An 18,057-nucleotide genomic window follows, 5' to 3' on the forward strand; every position below is an offset into this window, starting at 1 on the left:
TCAGGGGGCGATCATGTCATTCTTGAGGTAGGCCGGGTCGTAGTCAAAGACGACCTCACGATCTGGCGCAAGAAGATCGATATCCTTGTCCGCATACTCAAGACGACTCAAAAAATCCTTGATCAGTTGTATCCGGGCCGTTTTCTTTTCGTCGCTGTGGACGATAGTCCATGGGCACAGATGGGTGTGACTGCGGGCGAACATGACGTTGCGGGCCTCGCTGTAGTCCTTCCAGTGCTTTAGGGCCTGTTCATCGATGGGGCTGATTTTCCATTGCTTCAGGGGATCGTCACGACGCGCCGCCAGTCGAGCTTTTTGCTCTTTTTTGGTGATGTCCAGATAGTATTTGCGCAGAAGGATACCCGAGCGGGTGAGCATGGACTCGAAATCGTTCACTTCCGCAAAGAATTCCTCGTAATCGCGGTCGCTACAAAAACCCATGACCTTTTCTACACCGGCACGGTTGTACCAGCTGCGATTGAAGATCACGAATTCCGCCGCTGCCGGCAAATGCGCGACGTAACGCTGGAAATACCACTCCGTCTGCTCGCGGTCCGAGGGTTTGGGGAGGGCCACCACGCGCGTTTCCCGGGGGCTCAGGTGGGCGATGATGCGTTTGATGGTGCTGTCCTTGCCGGCCCCGTCGCGCCCCTCCAGGATCAACAGGATGCGCTCGCCACGCTTGATGATGTGCCGTTGCAGTTTGACCAGCTCGATCTGGAGGAGGTGTAGGGTTGCCTTGTACTGGTTCTGGGCCTTGTCGACAGAGTGGTTCATGGGCAGATCCTTTCAGAAGAGACTGCGGGCGGCCTTGCCGATACCCTCGGCACTCATGGGGTGCTGATCGGCAAAGCGCGCCAGGTCATAAGCGCTGAGCCCGCCCTGGATGGCCATGCCGATCTCCCCGATCAAGTGGCCGGCGTCTATGCCCACGACCCAGGCTCCCACCAGACGCAAACTGCCGGGCTCAAAGAACAGGCGGATCTCTCCGTCCATGCGCTCCAGGATCTGGGCGCGGGAGTCCTCGGCAAAGGCGTAGTGACCGGTCACGAGCTCGATATTGGCGGCCTTGGCCCGGGCCGGTGTGATGCCGATACTGGCCGCCGCCGGAAGGGTGAAGATGGTGGTGGGGACGTTGACGAAATCGGCATAGTCCATGGGGACGTCGCCGCCGAGTATGTTATGTGCCGCCACCAGCGACTGGCGCACCGCGGCATGAAAGAGCGGCACGCGACCGTTGACATCGCCGCAGGCGTAGATGTGAGGATGCTGCGTGCGCAGGTCAGGACCCACGGATATTCCGTGCCGGTCCACAACGATTCCGAGACCGTCCAGCCCCTCCGGCAGCACCGGGCGCCGGCCCACGGCCAGGACCACCACGTCGGCATGGATCTGGGCACTCATGCCATCACGCCGGTAGTGAACTATGCGCTTGCCAGCGGCCGTTGCCTCCAGGGATTCCACCTCGACTCCCATCATCAGATGGATACGCGGATGCAGGAGGGGAACCAATTGGTCCACCATCCCCGGGTCCATGCCCTGGAGCACCTGACCGCCTTTTTGCAGCAGGGTGACCTGGCTGCCCAGGGCGGCGAAAAAGCTGGCCGTCTCCAGGCCAATATAGCCACCGCCGATGATGACCAGGTGGGCGGGCAGATTTTTCAGTGTCGGGTCGGGCTTGTAGAGGTCGTGGCTGGTCAGGGCCAGTTCGGCGCCGGGCAGAGGCGGCACGAAGACCTCGGAGCCGCTGGCGATGATGATGTGGCGGCAGTGAAAGCGCTCATCTCCCCGTTCGCCGTGCACCTGCACGGTGTGCGCATCGATGAAGCGCGCCACACCCTGAATGAGGCGGAGATCGGGTACGGCAGCCAATTCGGCGGCATGCTGCGCGTAGCGGCGGTTCTGTACCGCGTCTTTGTGGGCAACGACGGCGGCGTAATCCGGGCAGATCCTCCCCGGCAGACCCAGGTGCTGGAACTTTTCCTGATCGAGGTAAAGTGCCGCCGTCTCCCGGACGGCCTTGGAGGGCACGCAGCCCTCATACAGACAGTTTCCACTCATGACGCCCTTGGGGTCGACCATCACCACCCGGGCGCCCGCCCTGGCCAGGCGAAAGGCCGCAGGATAGGCGCCGCCGCCGGCGCCAATGGTCAGGAGATCTACCTCGGTGTCTGCCATGCCAGTCCTCCTTTGTCGTGCCTCGACTGAGTATAGCAAGTTTGAGATCTGGCGCTCTTTTTATGATGGCTCGTGTGACCCCCCGAGCGCAGAACGGCGGTTTCCCGATGGCCGCTGTGCCGATGGTGGCGCAAAAACGTGCCAGGGGAATGAAATGTGTTAGCATCCCATGCAGATATCTGGCGCGGCGTACGGGGGGAGCCATGGAAAGAACGGTAGGAGCCATCCTGGGTGCCCTGATTGGCGATGCCCTGGCTACGGGTTGTCATTGGTACTACGACCTTCCCACCATGCGTCGGGTCTGCGGCGATTGGGTGAGGGATTATCGCCGCCCGGCCCCGGGTCACTACCACGACGGTCTCGAAGCCGGCGAGTGTTCCCAAAGCGGCTGGTTGCTGGTGCTGCTCATGGAATCCGTACTTGCGCAAAAGGGCTACGACGAGGCAGACTTCACTCGCCGTCTCGACGAGCTGCTTTTCCCCGAGTTGGATGGGAGCCCGCGGCAGGGGCCTGGCGGCTACACCAGCCAGTCCATTCGTGAGGCCTGGCGCAAACGCGTCGTCGAGGGGCGCCCCTGGGGCGAGTGTGCGGGCTTTGCCGACACCACTGAGGGCGTCGAGCGGGTCATCCCTCTGGTGGCGCTGCTGCACCGGGATCTTTCCGAAATGGCCAAGGCTGTGCTTGCACACATCGCCCTGACCCAGAAAGACGTTACGGTGCTTGCCATGAGTCTCGCCTACGCCAGTGTCCTCGCCTTGCTTCTGCGTGGCGAGCCCTTTGATGCGCGGATCTCCCAGCGACTCATGGCGGCGGTGCAGGCTGGCGAGCTGCCTTTCCATACGGTCACGGGCGGAGATCTGGCGGCCTTGCCGCAGGACGAGCGCCCGTTGCGGCCCGGTGAACTGCCCTCTCCCGACGCACTGCTGACCCCCGGCACCATTGCCCTTGCGGCCGCTGATCCCGCCATCGTCATCGAACCCGCCTGGAAGGCAAGCCTCGTCTACGGTATGCCCTGCGCCATCTACCACCAGCTGCCCGCGGTGTACTACCTGACGGCACGTTTCCCCGGTGACTTCGAGGGAGCGGTACTGCATGCCGTCAACGGCGGCGGCCAGAACCTTTCCCGCGCCATGCTTACCGGGGCGCTCATGGGGGCGCAGGTTGGTCTTGCCGGGATCCCTGAGCGCTTCGTGCGCGGATTGCGCGGGAGCGAACGCTACCTGGCGATGGCGCGCGAGCTGGCGGCGCTCGCCAGCTAGGGCCTGCGCGGGGCGAGAAGAATCTCCAGTTTCAAGCCACGCCCGCGCAGTGCCTCCAGCAGTGTGGGCCAGGCCGGTTCCAGGGCCGCGGCGGGTCCGCGGATGCCAAGTTCGATACGGCTGTGGCCATCGCGGAAGCTCGGCAGGCTGGAGAATTCGAGGTCGGGATGGGCGCGGCAGAAGTCCTCCATCCAGAGGACGAGATCGCTTTCGCGAACGGCGTCCAGCAGCACCCGTCCCTCCGCCTGCGTCGCCCGAGGTGGAAAGTAGCGTTCCAGAACCCACTGGCTCATGGGTTCGGCCATTTGCGGGAAGCCGGGGAAAAAGTATCCGCCGGCCACGGAAAACCCCGGGATCTCGTTGATGGGGTTGGGAATGAGGGCTGCTCCCTCGGGTAGGTCGGCCATGCGGATGCGGATGGGCTCCGCTTCGGCACCGAAGCGCCGGCGGATGATGGCATCGGCTTCAGGGTGGCGGCTCAGGCTGCGCCCCGTGGCTGCGGCGGCACAGGCGCGGGTCAGATCGTCGGGAGTGGCGCCCAGCCCGCCAAAGGAGAAAAAGGGGATCTCCGCAGCAAAGGCCCAGCACAACTGGCTCAGGAGCAGTTCCCAGCGATCTGGAACGATGAGGCAGTAGGCGACATCGTAACCGCGCTCCAACAGTTGCTCGCGGCTGCGTGGGAAGTGCCGGTCCTGGCGCTTGCCCAGCAGGATCTCACTGCCGATGATGAGCAGACCTATCTCGGCGCGCATGCGCTGTCCTCCGAGTGGGTTGCCAAAAGACATCGCTCACGCATGGGTGGGAACTCCCGCCAGCGCAGGCTTTCGCCATCCAGAACCAGCTGCCCTCGGCAGAGCCAGGCAAGAGCCTGGGGATACAGGCGATGTTCTGCCGCCAGCACCTTGCCGGCAAGCGTTGCCTCGTCGTCTTCGGGGGCTACGGGTACTGCCGCCTGGGCGATGATGGGCCCACCGTCCAGTTCGGCGGTGACGAAATGCACGGTAGCCCCGTGCCAGCACACGCCCGCCTGCAGGGCACGACGGTGGGTGTGCAGACCGGTGAAGGCGGGCAGCAGGGAAGGGTGGATATTGACGAGACGCCCACGATGCCGGTCGACGAAGCCTGGGGTGAAGGCACGCATGAAGCCGGCCAGCACGATCCAGTCGCTGGACCACTTGGCAATGGCCTCGCTCAATGCGATCTCGAAGTCTTCTCGGCTGGAGAACAGGCGGTGATCCACCACCTGGGTGGTGAGTCCAGCACGACGGGCAATTTCCAATCCTGCGGCTTCGGGTCGATTGCTGATGACCCCGACTATACGGCCCGGGATCTGGCCACGGGCGCAGGCGTCCTGAATTGCCTGAAGATTGCTGCCGCGCCCAGAAATCAGTACGACCAGGCGGTCAGTCAAGATAGACCACCCCGGCCGACTCCCCGCGCTCCTGCAGGCGTCCGATGACCCAAGCCTGTTCGCCTGCCGCCGCCAGACAGGCCAGGGCGCGCTCGCGTTCCGCCCAGGGGACGATGGCTACCATGCCGATGCCGAGATTGAAGACGCGCCGCATCTCGTGCAGTTCTACCTGCCCCTGCTCCTGCAACCAATGGAAGATCGCCGGCCACGGCCGGGCCCTCGGATCGATGACTGCCGCAAGGCCTGCTGGAAGCGATCGTGGCAGGTTTTCGTCCAGGCCGCCGCCGGTGATGTGGGCCAGGGCGTGTACCGGAACTTCCCGGCGTAGGGCTTGGACGCTGCGCACATAAATGCGGGTGGGCCGGAGCAGGAGATCCAGTAGGTTCTCTCCCTCGATCTGCAGGTGGCGGTGCGCCCCGGCCCGCACCAGGATCTCCCGGATAAGGGAGAAACCATTGCTGTGCGGGCCGGATGAAGCGATACCGATGACGGCATCGCCCAGGCCGCAACGGCTGCCGTCCAGAATCGCGCTGCGCTCGACGATTCCCACGGCAAAACCGGCGAGATCGTAATGTTCATTGGGATACATGCCCGGCATTTCCGCCGTCTCGCCCCCCAGGAGGGCACAGCCGGCCTGACGACAGCCCTCGGCGATGCCGGTGATGACCGTCGCTGCAACCTGCGGATCCAGCTTGCTGCAGGCGTAGTAATCCAGGAACCAGAGCGGCTCGGCGCCACTGACCAGGATGTCGTTGACGCACATGGCGACGAGATCGATACCGATGCCCTCGTGCCGCTGCGCCTCCAGTGCCAGGAGAAGTTTGGTGCCGACTCCATCGGTGCCGGAAACCAGTACCGGTTCGCGGTAGCCTTGGGGCAGCGCGAAGAGCCCACCAAAGCCGCCAATGCCGCCGATGACCTCAGGCCTGTGGGTGGCGACCGCCAGACCTTTGATCCGATCCACCAGGGCATTGGCGGCCTCGATATCGACTCCGGCGTCTTTATAGGAAAGGGGGGTTGGCTGGTCCACGGCTGCGTCCTCGATGATTAGCCGGGATGGTAAGCAGCGCCGCCGTGGCTGTCAAAAACCCAATGCGCAAAGAGACGGCCGAAGCGGCGGTTTCCAAAAAAAGAGGCGGCAGTCGCCGCCTCTTGCCGTGTCTTGGCCATTCCGGACCGGGTGCTGCCGGTCCGAGCCCTCAGAACCGCTTGAAGATCTGTCCGCTCTTGGCCGCCTGGTAGCGCGCCTCGACCACGGGCCAGTTGATGTTCTTGTGCAGGGACGCCAGATAATCGGGCCGACCCAGGGCCTTCCAGTCCACCATGTAGGCGTGTTCCCAGACGTCCACCACCACGAGGGGAACGAAGCCGCCGATGTTGCCATCCTCGTGCAGCTGGATGAAGTGGTTGTTGATCTGCCCGGTGGTGCCGTCGTAGTAACAGATAGCCCAGCCGATGGCGCGGCTTTTGGCTGCAGACATCAGGTCTTCGTGCCAGGCGTCAGCGCTGCCGAACTGCTCGGCCACCGCTGCCTTGAAGTGCGGTGCCTGGTCCATGGTGGTGCCTGGCTTGAGCTGGGCAAAGTAATACTCGTGCAGAACCATGCCGTTGTATTCGAAACCGAAGCGACGGCGACGGTCGGCATAGGCGAGCGTCCCGGTCTTGCCGGCGGCGCGCATCTCCTCGAGTTCCTTGTGCAGGGCGTTGCTCTGGGTTACGTAGCCTTTGTACAAACCCCAGTGATCGTTGATCTGATCGTCACTGATACCATCCAGACCACTTGGCTTGAGCTCTTCACGCACAGTGTATTCGGACATTGCCTTCATCTCCTGTCACGGTCATGGGAATGTTGCTGCTTTCGCTGCAAATTGTAGACGGGGGGCGCAGGCCCTGCAAACGATAACCACATCCGTTGCCAGACGGTTGCTGGGCTGCGCGGCCTACCATGCTTTGGTACACTGCCTTTGGTGCAGGCGGAATGGTAGCGACCTCATGCCCGACAGGAAGAACAGACCCAGTCCGAAGGACCCGGGCGTCGCGGAGACGCCGAGAGAATGACCAGCGCCGCAGCCGAACAATTGCTCTTGCCCCTGGGACAGCTAGGCGACATTCCGGTGTGGCCCTTCCTACCCCTGGATCGCCAGGAGGCTTTGGCGGTGTTGACGGAGCTTGGCGATGGCGAGGGAGCCTTTGTCCACGGTCCGGCTGCCGTGGGCAAAACTCACCTTTTGCAGTGGCTGGCACTGGCGCGGGGCAGCTGGAACCCCTATCTCGACTGTGCCGAGGCTTCGGCAGCGAGCCTCTGCGGAGCGGCTGAGGAATGCTGGTGCAGCGCCGCACTCCTGTGCCTGGACAACGTCGCGGCCTGGGCCGGTGATCGCCAGGCGGAAAGCTGGCTTTATCGCATCTACAACGGCCGCCGGGAGAGGAGGCGGCCGACGGTACTGGCAGCGCGGCAAGCGCCGGCGGAGATTGCCTGGGCTTTGCCGGACTGGGCGAGTCGTGCCTCGGCCCTCGTGCCTGTGGCCCTCGGCGTACCCGATGAAGCCGGGATTCGGGCCATCCTGCAGCAGGTAGGTGCGCGCCAGGGCATGGCCTGGCCGGATGCCCTCCTCGACCATCTTCTGCGGCATCATACGCGGGACCTGGGCGCCTTGCTCGTCCTCCTGGACGAGTTCGCCGCCTGGCTGTGGCAGCGGCACGGGCGCCCGAGCCCGGCACGCCTGCGCCAGTTTCTTGCCAGTCGAGGTATGCCGTGAACGATCCCGATGGGCGCGGCATGTTGCGACGCAAGGCGGTGACGCGGGCCTTGCGGAGCCGGCCTGGTCAGGCGGGGTGGCAGCGTCTGGCACTGCGATTCGCGCGTGCAGGCCACGGTTTCTGGTTGGACGACTGCATCGATCGGGCCTCGCTCCTCGCCTATACCACCCTCCTGGGTATCGTGCCCTTTGCCGTGGTCGTGTTCAGCCTCTGGAACCTGGTGGGTTTCGACGACAGCCTGCGCATCCAACTGAATGAGCTTGTGTTGCGCAGCTTCATGCCCAGCGTCGGAGAAACGGTGCTGCGCCAGATCGATCGGCTGGCAGCGCGGGGTACACAGCTTGGCTATTTTGGTGTGGCTGGTCTGGCGGTGACGGCCATTCTCTTGATACAGGCCATCGAGCGTCACCTCAACGCCATCTGGGGGGTCAGTCCCGGCAGTCGTTGGCGCCGGATCCTACGTTATCTCCTGATCCTGGTTTTCGGTCCCCTCGGGCTCGCCGCCAGTCTGGTCTTGCTGGGTCCCATTGGTGCCATGCTGCAGTGGTTCGGGCCCCTGCCCAAAGCCCTGACCGGGCTCACGGCGCTGGTGGCCTTCTCGGTGGAGGCGGGCCTGCTGTCCCTTGTCTATCTCAGTCTGCCGGCGGCTCGGGTCACGCTGCGCGACGCGTTTCTGGGCGGCTTCGCGGCGGCGCTCCTGCTGAGTTCGGGCAAGCTACTGCTGGGACTCTATCTGCGCTTTTCGACTTTCGAATCCCTCTACGGCGCCCTGGCCGCCTTTCCCATTTTCCTGCTGTGGCTCTTTCTCGCCTGGTGCGGAGTGCTCTTCGGAGCCGAGCTCGCCGCCGCGCGGGAGGGTAGAGCGCCGGCTGCCTAAATCGCTACACTTTACTTGCTTCGACGCTCTCGCTAATATGCCCGCCTCATGCCTGCGCCAGACTCCGCTAGTTTCATGATTTCGCGCGTATCTCCAGCGGGAGACCGCCTTCAGGGTGTGCCGTTAGTGCACGAGTGGCGGCGTCTGCGGGCGGTATGCGTGGGTGTGGATGCGGTCTGCGCGGATCTTTCGCTGTGCCGGCGCGGGCAGGGAGTGCTGGCCACAGGGACGATCCGGGTGGCGCTGCGACTGCGCTGCGAGCGCTGCCAGGGGGAGCTTCCTTGGCAGGCGGAGCTCCCGGTACGGACGGCCTTGGCCGCTTCGGAAGCGGCGGCGGCAACGGTGGACCCGGCGGCAGAGCCGGTCCTTGCCGCGGGCGGTGTGGTGGATGTGCAGGACTGGTTGGAGGAGGAGGTGCTCCTCTCCTTGCCGCTTCTGCCGCGCTGTGAGCAGTGGTCCAGCGGTCGCTGCCCCGTATCGGGCGTGACCGTAGAGCCCGTGGAATTCAAACACGAATATTTGTCTGGAGAATCTAGAGATGGCCGTTCCACAGAGTAAAACCTCCAAGTCCCGGCGCAACATGCGGCGCGCCCACGATTTTCTGGTGGCGACGAATCGCTCCACCTGTGCCAACTGCGGCGCTGCCAAGCTGCCGCACCACGTCTGTCCCGAGTGCGGTCATTACAAGGGTCGCGCAGTCGTGCGCAAGGCCGTCGAGGCCTGATCGTCCGGTGCGTCGAGGGAACCGATCTTGACGCGTATTGCGGTAGATGCCATGAGCGGGGACTCGGGTCCGCGCACGGTGGTGCGCGCTCTGGCGAGTCTCATAAAAAACCACCCGGACGTGGATTTTCAACTGGTGGGGGACGCGGAGATCCTGCGGCGGGAAATAGCGCACTCGCGACTGAAGGGATCGACGCGGATCGAGGTCTGTCCGGCTTCTCAGGTCATCGCCATGAACGAGTCCCCGGCCCAGGCTCTGCGCAGCAAGCGGGATTCCTCCATGCATGTAGCCATCAACCGCCTGCGCACGGGCGCCGCCGATGCTGTGGTGAGTGCGGGCAATACTGGTGCGCTCATGGCCATGGGGAAGGTGTTCCTGCGCACCCTGCCCGGCGTCGATCGACCTGCCATAGCCACGTTTCTGCCCTCCCAGAACGGCCGCGTGTTGATGCTGGATCTCGGTGCCAATGTCGACTGCCACGCCGAGCACCTGCTGCAGTTTGCGGTGATGGGCTCGGTACTGTTCCAGCAGGTAACGGGTACGGTGGCTCCGCGCGTGGGTTTACTCAATATCGGTTCCGAGGAAATAAAAGGGAACGAGTTGGTCAAGGCAGCCGGCTCGTTGCTGCGCGCGAGTCATCTGAATTTCATCGGCAATGTCGAGGGTTCCGATATCTACGGGGGTCAATGCGACGTGGTGGTCTGTGACGGTTTCGTGGGCAATGTGGCCCTGAAGACCTCCGAGGGCCTAGCAGCCATGATCCGTAACGAGTTGCGCCACATGTACTCGGGCAGCCTCTACGGGCGCCTGGCCTACCTCATCAATCGGCCCATCCTGCAGAAGCTGCGCCGGCGTCTGGATTCGCGGCAATACAACGGGGCCACGCTCATCGGTCTCAACGGTATCGTCATCAAGAGCCACGGCAACGCCGATCGCTACGCCTTTGCGCGCGCGGTGGAAGTAGCCATTGCCGAGGCTCGGCAAGGTCTCACGGCCGAGATTGCCAAGGTCATCCAGGAGGGATTGGCTCAGGCCATCCGCAGCAGCGCGTGACGTCCCCATACAGCCGCCTGCAGGGAACCGGCTCCTATCTTCCCGAGCGGGTCCTCAGCAATGACGAGATCAGCCAAAGGGTGGATACCAGCGACGAGTGGATCGTGGCGCGCACGGGTATCCACAGCCGTCACATCGCAGCGGCGGATGAGGGCGTGGTGGACATGGCCACGGTGGCGGCACGACGCGCCCTGGAAGCAGCCGGACTGGGGGCGGATGCACTGGACCTGATCGTCGTTGCAACGACGACGCCAGATCAGATCTTTCCCAGTACCGCCTGCCTCCTGCAGAGTCGTCTCGGCAACCGCGGCGCTGCCGCCTTTGATGTGCAGGCGGTCTGCACCGGATTCATCTACGCCCTGGCCACGGCGGATCGCTTCATCCGCAGCGGTGGCGCACGCCACGCCCTGGTGGTGGGTGTCGAGAAGATGTCGCGCATCGTGGACTGGGACGATCGCAGCACCTGTATACTGTTTGGCGATGGTGCCGGAGCCGTGGTGCTATCGGCCAGCGACGTGCCCGGTATCCTTTCCACCCACCTGCACGCCGACGGTCGCTATGCCGACCTGCTTCAGGTGCCCGTGGACGCCGATTACCTCACCATGCAAGGCAATGCGGTGTTCCGTATGGCCGTGCGTACTCTGGAGGAGATCGTCCAGGAGACCCTGGTTGCCAATGACCTGGAAGGTAGCGACATCGACTGGCTGGTGCCGCACCAGGCCAATATCCGCATCATCCAGGCTACGGCAGACAAACTCGGACTGCCCATGGAGCGGGTAGTGACGACGGTGGCGCACCACGGCAATGTGTCGGCGGCATCGGTGCCCTTGGCCCTGGACGATGCCGCCCGGCGTCACTGCTTTCGGCCCGGGCAGCGGCTCCTGCTGGAAGCCTTTGGCGGGGGGTTTACCTGGGGTTCGGCTTTGTTGCGCTGGCTGTAGTCAGCGGGCGCCAACGCTTCATCTAAGGAGGTTGTCTTGCTCGGTTCCGTTGCCTTCGTTTTTCCAGGTCAGGGCTCACAGTCCCAGGGAATGCTCGCTGACCTTGGATCGTCCCATCCTCTCGTGGCAGAGCTCTTTGCCGAGGCTTCCGATCTCCTCCACGAGGATCTCTGGAAGCTGGTACAGGAAGGCCCGGCAGAGCGCCTCCAGCAGACCCAGTGGACCCAGCCCATCATGCTGGCGGCGGGCTTCGCCGTGTATCGGGTGTGGGAGGAGGAGGGCGGTGCCAGCCCCGATTTTCTGGCTGGCCACTCCTTAGGTGAGTATACGGCGCTGGTGGCCGCCGACGCCCTGGATTTTTCCGCAGCCATCCCGCTGGTGGCCACGCGCGGGCGCCTGATGCAGGCGGCAGTGCCCGAGGGAGAGGGGGCCATGGCCGCCCTGATCGGCCTGGCCGATGAGGATGTGCGTGCCCTCTGCCAGGAACTGGCGCAAGGCGCGGTGCTGTCGGCGGCCAACTACAACGCACCGGGACAGGTGGTGGTGGCCGGTGAAAAAGCCGCCGTGGATCGTTTGGTGGAAGCGGCGCGGAGCGCCGGCGTCAAGCGGGTCGTGGTGCTGCCCGTCAGTGTGCCGAGTCACTGCGCGCTGATGGCGCCGGCGCAGGAAGCCTTCCGCGAAGCCCTGGAGGCCGTGGAGTTTCGCGCGCCCAAGGCGATGGTCGTGCACAATGCCGATGTGCAAAGCTACAGCAGCCCCGCTGCCATTCGCGACGCGCTCCTGCGGCAGTTGACGGCGCCAGTGCGCTGGACGGAGACCATACGCTTCCTCGCGCGCCAGGGAGCCACCACCTTTGTGGAGATGGGACCCGGACGCGTGCTGTCTGGGCTTGGAAAACGCATCGAGCCGAGCCTGACCATGGTACACGTAGAGGACCGCAAGAGCCTCAGATCCACCCTGGAACTGCTGGGATGAGCGCGGCCATGGAATTGCAGGGAAAGGTTGCATTGGTGACGGGGGCGAGCCGCGGTATCGGCGCCGCCATTGCCGAGCGGCTGGCGGCGGCGGGCGCGCGCGTCGTGGGTACGGCGACCAGTGCCGCTAGTGCCGAAGTCATTGGCGCGCGCCTGGGGGATCGGGGCGGACTGGGTATGGTCCTCGACGTCACCGACGATGCCGCCATGGATGCCGTTGTGCGTGAGATCGTCGCCCAGCTGGGGTCGGTGGACATCCTGGTCAATAATGCCGGCATCACCCGCGATCAACTGCTGCTGCGCATGAAGGACGACGACTGGGATCGTGTGCTCGACACCAATCTGCGCGCCGTCTACCGCCTGAGTCGCCTGTGCCTGCGCGGTATGCTCAAGGCGCAGTGTGGACGCATCATCAACGTTACCTCGGTGGTGGGCAGCATGGGCAATCCCGGGCAGAGCAACTATGCCGCGGCCAAGGCCGGCGTGGCCGGATTTACCCGGGCACTGGCGCGGGAAGTGGCGGCGCGGGGCATTACCGTCAACTGCGTGGCGCCGGGCTTCATCGAAACCGACATGACCGCTGCTTTACCCGCGGCGCAGCGCGAGGCGCTACTGGCCCAGATTCCCGCGGCACGTCTTGGGCAGGCGCAGGAAGTGGCCGCGGCGGTGGCCTGGCTGGCCGGGCCGCAGACCGCCTATATCACCGGCCAGAGCCTACACATCAATGGCGGTTTGTGGATGGAATGAATCCGTCAACGGACCTTTTTACCTTTACAGGACCGCAGTCGCTGTGGTCCAATCTGGCGGAAAATAACTTTCACCAACAGAGGAGCTTCTCCCATGGATGATGTGGCAGCACGTGTGAAGAAAGTGGTCGTGGAACAGCTGGGAGTCAACGAGGATGAGGTCACCAACGAGGCGTCCTTCGTGGACGATCTGGGTGCAGATTCCCTGGACACCGTGGAACTGGTGATGGCCCTGGAAGAAGAGTTCGACTGTGAGATTCCGGACGAAGAAGCTGAAAAGATTGCCACCGTGCAGCAGGCCATTGATTACATCAGCGCGCATTTGCCCAAGCAGGATGCCTGAGGCAAGCCGCGGCATCGATCCTTGGCGGGAGACTTTTTCTTGAAAAGACGGGTGGTTGTCACTGGGCTCGGAATCGTTTCGCCGGTGGGTGTTGGGGTGCCGCAGGCCTGGGACAACATCGTTGCCGGGCGCAGCGGTATCGCCCGCGTCACGCGCATCGATCCGACCCCCTATGCCTCCCAGATTGCCGGTGAGGTGAAGGGTTTTGACGTGGGGCAATATCTGCCCGTCAAAGAAGCCCGCAAGATGGAGCCTTTCATTCACTACGGTCTGGCAGCAGCCATGGAGGCCGTGGAAGATGCGGGCTTGCAGATCGACGAGGGAATTTCCGAACGGGTAGGGGTGTCCATCGGTTCGGGAATCGGCGGTTTGCCCGGCATCGAAGCCGAGCACCAGGTGGTGATGGAAAGCGGACCGCGGCGCATTTCGCCCTTTTTCATCCCGCGCTGCATCATCAATATGGTGTCTGGGCACGTTTCCATTCTCTACGGTGCCAAGGGCCCCAATATCGCCATGGCAACCGCCTGCTCCACCGCCACGCATTCCATTGGTGAGGCCGCGCGACTCATCGAGTACGGTGATGCGGACGTGATGATCGCCGGTGGCGCCGAAGCGGCCATCAGCCCCCTGGGTCTGGGCGGGTTCTCGGCAGCGCGGGCGCTGTCTACCCGCAACGACGATCCCGAGGCGGCCAGCCGTCCTTGGGACAAGGATCGCGACGGCTTCGTCCTGGCCGAAGGGGCGGGCGTGCTGATCCTGGAGGAGCGCGAGTTTGCCCTGCGTCGCGGCGCGCGGATCTACGCGGAACTGGCAGGCTACGGCATGAGTGCCGACGCCTATCACATGACCCAGCCCGTGGCCGGGGGTGAGGGTGCGGCGCGCTGCATGCGTCTGGCCTTGCGCAACGCCGGTGCCGAGCCCGAAGAGGTGGGGTACATCAATGCCCACGGTACCTCGACACCCCTCGGTGACCTTGCCGAGACTCAGGCGGTGCATGCCGTCTTTGGCGATCACGCCCGACGACTCGCCATGAGTTCGACGAAATCCATGACCGGGCATCTGCTGGGCGCCGCGGGTGGTATCGAGGCGGTGTTTACGGTGCTCGCGCTTCACCACGGTATACTTCCCCCCACCATCAACTTGCACGAACCGAGTGGCGGCTGCGATCTGGATTACGTGCCGCTGGTGGCACGCCATAGCCAGGTGGAAGTGGCCCTCAGCAACTCCTTCGGTTTTGGGGGTACCAACAGCACGCTGGTGCTGCGGCGTCACCGCGACTGAGGATCCGGTGACTCCTCTCCTCGCCCTGGAAAGGGGAGAGATCGTCACAGCGCAGGGCCCGTGTGCACCTAGCTCTGTCTCTCGAGCGGCGGCCTATGGTGACGGCATTTTCGAGACCATTGCCGTGGTGGATGGTCGGCCGTTGTTCTGGCGACACCATTTGCGGCGCATGGCCGGCGGGGCGGCGCTTCTGGGAATTGCGCCGCCGCCGCCGAAGTTCTGGGCGGCAAGCTGGCGACGTCTGCGTCAGGGCCTGGAACCTCGGGCTCTGCCGGTGCGCTGCGTGCTCAAACTGACCCTGGTGCGGGCCGAGGGGCGAGGCTACCGGACACCCGCGAGTTCCCCCGGCGAAGCCAGCCTGAGCCTGTGGGAGTGGCCCAGGCGGCCCGCCGGGCTCTGGCAGGAAGGTATCGTCGTCGGTCCATGCCCCCTACCCCTGCAGACAGGAGCGTCCTACCTTACCGTGAAAAGTCTCAATCGGCTCAACCAGATCATGGCTCGGCGAGTCTGTCCGGCAGAGTGGGATGAGGCTTGGTTGTGCGATGCCCACGGGGGACTCCGCGAGGGTATCCAGTCCAATCTCTTCTGGCGTCGTGGCGATACCATCCTCACCCCCGATCTTTGGGACGGCGGCATCCCTGGCATACAAAGGGATGTGATCCTGGACGCGCTGCGCCGACGCGGCTGGTCGGTGGAATACACCCGTGTCCGAGCCGAGGCCCTGGCGACCGCCGATGAGGTCTTTTTCTGCAATTCTCTCATCGGGGTCTGGGCGGTACGTGACTGCGCCGGTCAAAGGCTTCCGGGCGCCGAGGGGGCGCTGGCACGCAAGCTCTTGGCAAGACACCGTGAACTGGGCCTGGGGGCAACGTGGGGAGATTGATTCGCGCCTCTCTAAAGGCCTTTTTGCTGCTCTTCCTGCTGGTGGTGGGCGATTTCCTGTATGCCCTCTACTGGCCACGCACCATCGGGCCTACGGATGTGGTGATTTTTCGGGGTAGTGGCGCCGATGCGGTCTTTGCCCAGTTGGAAAAGGCCGAGGTCCTGGCCCAGCCGTGGATGTTCCGCCTGTCCTGGGTGCTGCGGGGACGCCCGCCGCTGCATGCGGGACTATATCGTTTTCAGGGACGCGTGCGGGGCCTGACCATTTTGGACGACCTCATCGCCGGCCGTTCGGTACCTCTGAACTTCACCATCGTCCCAGGCACTCGCTTGCAGCAGGTCTACGATCTGGCCCGCCAGGCCCCATACCTGGACGCACACAGCCTGCCGCCTCGGGAAGCACTCGCGGTCCTGCTGCGACAGGCGGGCTGGCGGCGGGTGCGCTCGGCAGAGGGCCTTCTACAGCCCGACAGCTACCGCTATGTGCCCGGCGATCCGGCCACGGCCGTGCTGCTGCGCGCCGCCCGCGGGATGCATCGTGAGCTGGAGCGCCTATGGGCCGGTCGCGCGCCGGATCTGCCACTGCAGACACCCTACCAGGCCCTGATTCTTGCGTCCATCGTCCAGAAGGAAGGCGCGCCAGCCGCCCAGCAAGAACGGATCGCTGCCGTTTTCCTCAATCGGCTGCGCCTGGGGATGCCGCTGCAATCGGATCCCACGGTAATTTACGCCCTGGGCGACCAGTACCGCGGCAAACTGAGTCCCGCGGACATGCGGGTGGCCAGTCCCTACAATACCTATCTGCACCCTGGTCTGCCGCCGACGCCCATCTCCATGCCCGGCCTCCAGGCTTTGGCGGCGGTACTGCACCCGGCCCAGACCAAGGATCTCTATTTCATAGCCAAGGATGGCCAGTATCACTACTCGCAGGATTATGCCGAGCATCTGCGCCAGATACGCCACTATCTGCAGGGAGGGAAGGCAGCCCATGGCTGAACTGGGTGAGTTCTACCGAACGGGCTTCTTCGTGACCCTTGAAGGAATCGAGGGTGCCGGTAAAAGTACCGCGTTGCCTTTCGTGCAGCGCTATTGCATGGACCGGGGATGGTCCGTGGAGATCACCCGAGAGCCGGGCGGTGGACCGCTGGGCGAGGCGCTGCGCGCCATTTTTCTCGATCCCGGCCTCGAGCTCAGTGTCGAGGAGGAGTTGCTACTGCTCTATGCCGGCCGTCACGAGCATCTGCGCCGCAAGATTCTGCCCGCCCTGCAGCGCGGTGCCTTGGTCCTCTGCGATCGGTTCGAGGACTCCACCTTTGCCTATCAAGGCGGCGGGCGCGCGTTTCCCATAGAGCGCATCCAGTCGCTGTCCCGCTGGACGAGGCTCCCCCGTAGCCCAGATCTGACCTTGTGGTTCGATGTGGATCCTGCCATTGGCGCCGAGCGGATTCGTGCCCGCAATCCCGATCGTCTGGAACGGGAGTCGCTGGAGTTTTTCGAACGGGCCCGGCGCGTCTACGCTGCGCGCATGGCTGCGGAGCCGCGACGCTACCGCAGGATCTGTGCCAATGGCACGCTGGCGGAGGTGGAGCAGCAGCTGGCGTCGGTGCTCGCAGAATGCCTGCCGAGCCCTGCCCATGCGTGAGGTGTCGGCGCTTCCCGAGCCGTATCGGCGTTACGCACAGCTCTTGCAACAGATGTTTGCAGGCAGACTGCCGCAATCGCTGCTGGCCCAGGGACATCCCGATAGCTTTCTTCCCCAGATCCTGGAGGACTTCGAGGCGGCGGCCCTGTGCCTCGAGCCGGGCGCCGATCACGCCGCCTGTGGCCAGTGCCGCTCCTGTCTTTTGCTGACGCACGCAGAGCACCCCGATTATCGGCGCCTGGCGCCGCTGGAGGATAGGGATATCGGAATCGATGCGGTACGCGATGCGCTGGAATTTCTGGCGTATCGCCCGCAGCTCGGTGCCCGCCGTTGGCTGCGCATCGATTCTGCGGAGCGTCTTTCCGTTGCCGCTGCCAACGCGCTACTCAAAGGCCTGGAAGAGCCTGCCCCTGGGGCGCATCTCCTACTGAGTTCGGCAGCGTCCGCCCGCCTTCTGCCCACCATCCGCTCCCGCTGCCTACGCCTGCCCGCCATGCCCAAGGACCCTGCGGCCGGCCGTGCCTGGTTGGTGGAACAGGGCGTGACAGCGGAGGAAGCAGCACAGCTCATTCAGTTCTGTAGCGATCGACTGTTACTGGCGATGCGCCTGCATACCCAAGGCTGGCTCGGACAACGGCACATTGCCCTGGAAAAACTTCTGGAGCTGCGCCATCGTCCCCAAGCCAATGCCCTTTTTCGTCTGGTGGACCACTGGAGCAAAAGCGAACAGTTGCCTTTCTTTCGCGAACTCATGCTCAGCGTCTACGGCGATATGCTGTCTCTCCACCTGGGTCTGGACAAGATCCGTAATGTCGACTACATCCAAGCATTGCGGGATGCAGCGGCGCACTGGGCGGTATCCCATATCTGGGCCGAATTGCAGGGCTGGTTGACGCTGGAGCGGGAACAGCGGCAGCATCTTCAGGTCCAGTATATTCTGGAAGAGCGTCTTTGGCGCTGGGTAAGCAACGGGTAAGGGGGTGGCC

21 protein-coding genes are annotated in these 18,057 nt (G+C 64.1%); 15 read left to right on the forward strand and 6 right to left on the reverse strand.

All coding sequences use genetic code 11. The annotated features are described in order from the left end of the window. On the reverse strand, positions 1–777 hold the full coding sequence (gene ppk2 / locus ACAty_RS04885; RefSeq protein WP_004871423.1) for a polyphosphate kinase 2: 777 nt from the start codon (positions 775–777) through the stop codon (positions 1–3). 12 nt (positions 778–789) lie between these two features. Further along, positions 790–2,178 carry a dihydrolipoyl dehydrogenase gene (locus ACAty_RS04890; protein WP_004871425.1) on the reverse strand — a complete coding sequence of 463 codons (1,389 nt, stop codon included), beginning with the start codon at positions 2,176–2,178 and terminating at the stop codon, positions 790–792. A 203-nt stretch (positions 2,179–2,381) separates the two neighbouring features. On the opposite strand from ACAty_RS04890, the gene ACAty_RS04895 reads away from it, so the two are divergent. Continuing rightward, positions 2,382–3,437 carry an ADP-ribosylglycohydrolase family protein gene (locus ACAty_RS04895; protein WP_038471696.1) on the forward strand — a complete coding sequence of 352 codons (1,056 nt, stop codon included), beginning with the start codon at positions 2,382–2,384 and terminating at the stop codon, positions 3,435–3,437. On the opposite strand, the gene ACAty_RS04900 is transcribed toward ACAty_RS04895, so the two are convergent. The 4 genes from ACAty_RS04900 to ACAty_RS04915 form a co-directional block, all read right to left on the reverse strand. After that, the gene (locus tag ACAty_RS04900) at positions 3,434–4,189 is read right to left on the reverse strand and encodes a competence/damage-inducible protein A (protein WP_004871429.1); all 756 of its coding nucleotides are present in this window, start codon (positions 4,187–4,189) and stop codon (positions 3,434–3,436) included. The two genes, ACAty_RS04895 and ACAty_RS04900, sit on opposite strands and share 4 nt — an antisense overlap. Then, on the reverse strand, positions 4,174–4,848 hold the full coding sequence (gene purN, locus ACAty_RS04905) for a phosphoribosylglycinamide formyltransferase (protein ID WP_004871430.1): 675 nt from the start codon (positions 4,846–4,848) through the stop codon (positions 4,174–4,176). The genes ACAty_RS04900 and purN overlap by 16 nt, the downstream gene beginning before the upstream one ends. Continuing rightward, complete coding sequence (gene purM / locus ACAty_RS04910; RefSeq protein WP_004871432.1) at positions 4,841–5,878, reverse strand: phosphoribosylformylglycinamidine cyclo-ligase; 1,038 nt, start codon at positions 5,876–5,878, stop codon at positions 4,841–4,843. The genes purN and purM overlap by 8 nt, the downstream gene beginning before the upstream one ends. A 169-nt stretch (positions 5,879–6,047) precedes the next feature. Further along, positions 6,048–6,665 carry a superoxide dismutase gene (locus ACAty_RS04915; RefSeq protein WP_004871436.1) on the reverse strand — a complete coding sequence of 206 codons (618 nt, stop codon included), beginning with the start codon at positions 6,663–6,665 and terminating at the stop codon, positions 6,048–6,050. A gap of 237 nt (positions 6,666–6,902) precedes the next feature. Here ACAty_RS04915 and ACAty_RS04920 point away from each other — a divergent pair, with 237 nt between their 5' ends. The 14 genes from ACAty_RS04920 (at position 6,903) to ACAty_RS04985 (ending at position 18,047) form a co-directional block, all read left to right on the forward strand. After that, entirely contained in the window at positions 6,903–7,607 is a 705-nt protein-coding gene (locus ACAty_RS04920; protein ID WP_004871438.1) for a hypothetical protein, read from the forward strand. Then, on the forward strand, positions 7,604–8,485 hold the full coding sequence (locus ACAty_RS04925) for a YihY/virulence factor BrkB family protein (protein ID WP_004871440.1): 882 nt from the start codon (positions 7,604–7,606) through the stop codon (positions 8,483–8,485). The genes ACAty_RS04920 and ACAty_RS04925 overlap by 4 nt, the downstream gene beginning before the upstream one ends. A gap of 117 nt (positions 8,486–8,602) precedes the next feature. Beyond that, positions 8,603–9,043, forward strand: coding sequence for a YceD family protein (locus tag ACAty_RS04930; protein ID WP_169737310.1), 441 nt, complete (start codon positions 8,603–8,605; stop codon positions 9,041–9,043). Next, positions 9,024–9,209, forward strand: a complete 186-nt coding sequence (rpmF, locus tag ACAty_RS04935) for a 50S ribosomal protein L32 (protein WP_004871445.1) — start codon at positions 9,024–9,026, stop codon at positions 9,207–9,209. The genes ACAty_RS04930 and rpmF overlap by 20 nt, the downstream gene beginning before the upstream one ends. A gap of 27 nt (positions 9,210–9,236) precedes the next feature. Beyond that, positions 9,237–10,262: a phosphate acyltransferase PlsX gene (gene plsX, locus ACAty_RS04940; RefSeq protein ID WP_004871447.1), complete on the forward strand. Its 1,026-nt coding sequence runs from the start codon at positions 9,237–9,239 to the stop codon at positions 10,260–10,262. Then, complete coding sequence (locus ACAty_RS04945; protein ID WP_004871450.1) at positions 10,259–11,203, forward strand: beta-ketoacyl-ACP synthase III; 945 nt, start codon at positions 10,259–10,261, stop codon at positions 11,201–11,203. Before plsX ends, ACAty_RS04945 begins: the two co-directional genes overlap by 4 nt. Before the next feature lie 36 nt (positions 11,204–11,239). Continuing rightward, positions 11,240–12,178 carry an ACP S-malonyltransferase gene (fabD, locus tag ACAty_RS04950; RefSeq protein ID WP_004871452.1) on the forward strand — a complete coding sequence of 313 codons (939 nt, stop codon included), beginning with the start codon at positions 11,240–11,242 and terminating at the stop codon, positions 12,176–12,178. Further along, on the forward strand, positions 12,175–12,924 hold the full coding sequence (gene fabG, locus ACAty_RS04955; protein WP_004871454.1) for a 3-oxoacyl-ACP reductase FabG: 750 nt from the start codon (positions 12,175–12,177) through the stop codon (positions 12,922–12,924). The genes fabD and fabG overlap by 4 nt, the downstream gene beginning before the upstream one ends. A gap of 93 nt (positions 12,925–13,017) precedes the next feature. Continuing rightward, on the forward strand, positions 13,018–13,266 hold the full coding sequence (gene acpP / locus ACAty_RS04960; RefSeq protein ID WP_004871455.1) for an acyl carrier protein: 249 nt from the start codon (positions 13,018–13,020) through the stop codon (positions 13,264–13,266). A gap of 39 nt (positions 13,267–13,305) precedes the next feature. Further along, positions 13,306–14,547, forward strand: coding sequence for a beta-ketoacyl-ACP synthase II (gene fabF / locus ACAty_RS04965; RefSeq protein WP_004871456.1), 1,242 nt, complete (start codon positions 13,306–13,308; stop codon positions 14,545–14,547). A 7-nt stretch (positions 14,548–14,554) separates the two neighbouring features. Further along, positions 14,555–15,430: an aminotransferase class IV gene (locus ACAty_RS04970; RefSeq protein WP_158007121.1), complete on the forward strand. Its 876-nt coding sequence runs from the start codon at positions 14,555–14,557 to the stop codon at positions 15,428–15,430. Continuing rightward, entirely contained in the window at positions 15,418–16,425 is a 1,008-nt protein-coding gene (mltG, locus tag ACAty_RS04975; RefSeq protein ID WP_004871466.1) for an endolytic transglycosylase MltG, read from the forward strand. The genes ACAty_RS04970 and mltG overlap by 13 nt, the downstream gene beginning before the upstream one ends. Beyond that, entirely contained in the window at positions 16,418–17,071 is a 654-nt protein-coding gene (gene tmk, locus ACAty_RS04980; protein WP_004871467.1) for a dTMP kinase, read from the forward strand. Before mltG ends, tmk begins: the two co-directional genes overlap by 8 nt. Next, positions 17,064–18,047 carry a DNA polymerase III subunit delta' gene (locus ACAty_RS04985; RefSeq protein ID WP_004871468.1) on the forward strand — a complete coding sequence of 328 codons (984 nt, stop codon included), beginning with the start codon at positions 17,064–17,066 and terminating at the stop codon, positions 18,045–18,047. The genes tmk and ACAty_RS04985 overlap by 8 nt, the downstream gene beginning before the upstream one ends. Positions 18,048–18,057 lie beyond the last annotated feature (10 nt).

It is taken from the genome of Acidithiobacillus caldus ATCC 51756, from assembly GCF_000175575.2.
In the GTDB taxonomy this organism is placed as follows: domain Bacteria; phylum Pseudomonadota; class Gammaproteobacteria; order Acidithiobacillales; family Acidithiobacillaceae; genus Acidithiobacillus_A; species Acidithiobacillus_A caldus.

Coding starts and splice junctions, on each gene's coding strand:
- ACAty_RS04920 (WP_004871438.1), top strand. CDS start 6,903: ATGACCAGCGCCGCAGCCGAACAATTGCTCTTGCCCCTGGGACAGCTA.
- ACAty_RS04915 (WP_004871436.1), bottom strand. CDS start 6,665: ATGTCCGAATACACTGTGCGTGAAGAGCTCAAGCCAAGTGGTCTGGAT.
- tmk (WP_004871467.1), top strand. CDS start 16,418: ATGGCTGAACTGGGTGAGTTCTACCGAACGGGCTTCTTCGTGACCCTT.
- ppk2 (WP_004871423.1), bottom strand. CDS start 777: ATGAACCACTCTGTCGACAAGGCCCAGAACCAGTACAAGGCAACCCTA.
- ACAty_RS04900 (WP_004871429.1), bottom strand. CDS start 4,189: ATGCGCGCCGAGATAGGTCTGCTCATCATCGGCAGTGAGATCCTGCTG.
- acpP (WP_004871455.1), top strand. CDS start 13,018: ATGGATGATGTGGCAGCACGTGTGAAGAAAGTGGTCGTGGAACAGCTG.
- ACAty_RS04890 (WP_004871425.1), bottom strand. CDS start 2,178: ATGGCAGACACCGAGGTAGATCTCCTGACCATTGGCGCCGGCGGCGGC.
- ACAty_RS04895 (WP_038471696.1), top strand. CDS start 2,382: ATGGAAAGAACGGTAGGAGCCATCCTGGGTGCCCTGATTGGCGATGCC.
- fabG (WP_004871454.1), top strand. CDS start 12,175: ATGAGCGCGGCCATGGAATTGCAGGGAAAGGTTGCATTGGTGACGGGG.
- rpmF (WP_004871445.1), top strand. CDS start 9,024: ATGGCCGTTCCACAGAGTAAAACCTCCAAGTCCCGGCGCAACATGCGG.
- ACAty_RS04985 (WP_004871468.1), top strand. CDS start 17,064: ATGCGTGAGGTGTCGGCGCTTCCCGAGCCGTATCGGCGTTACGCACAG.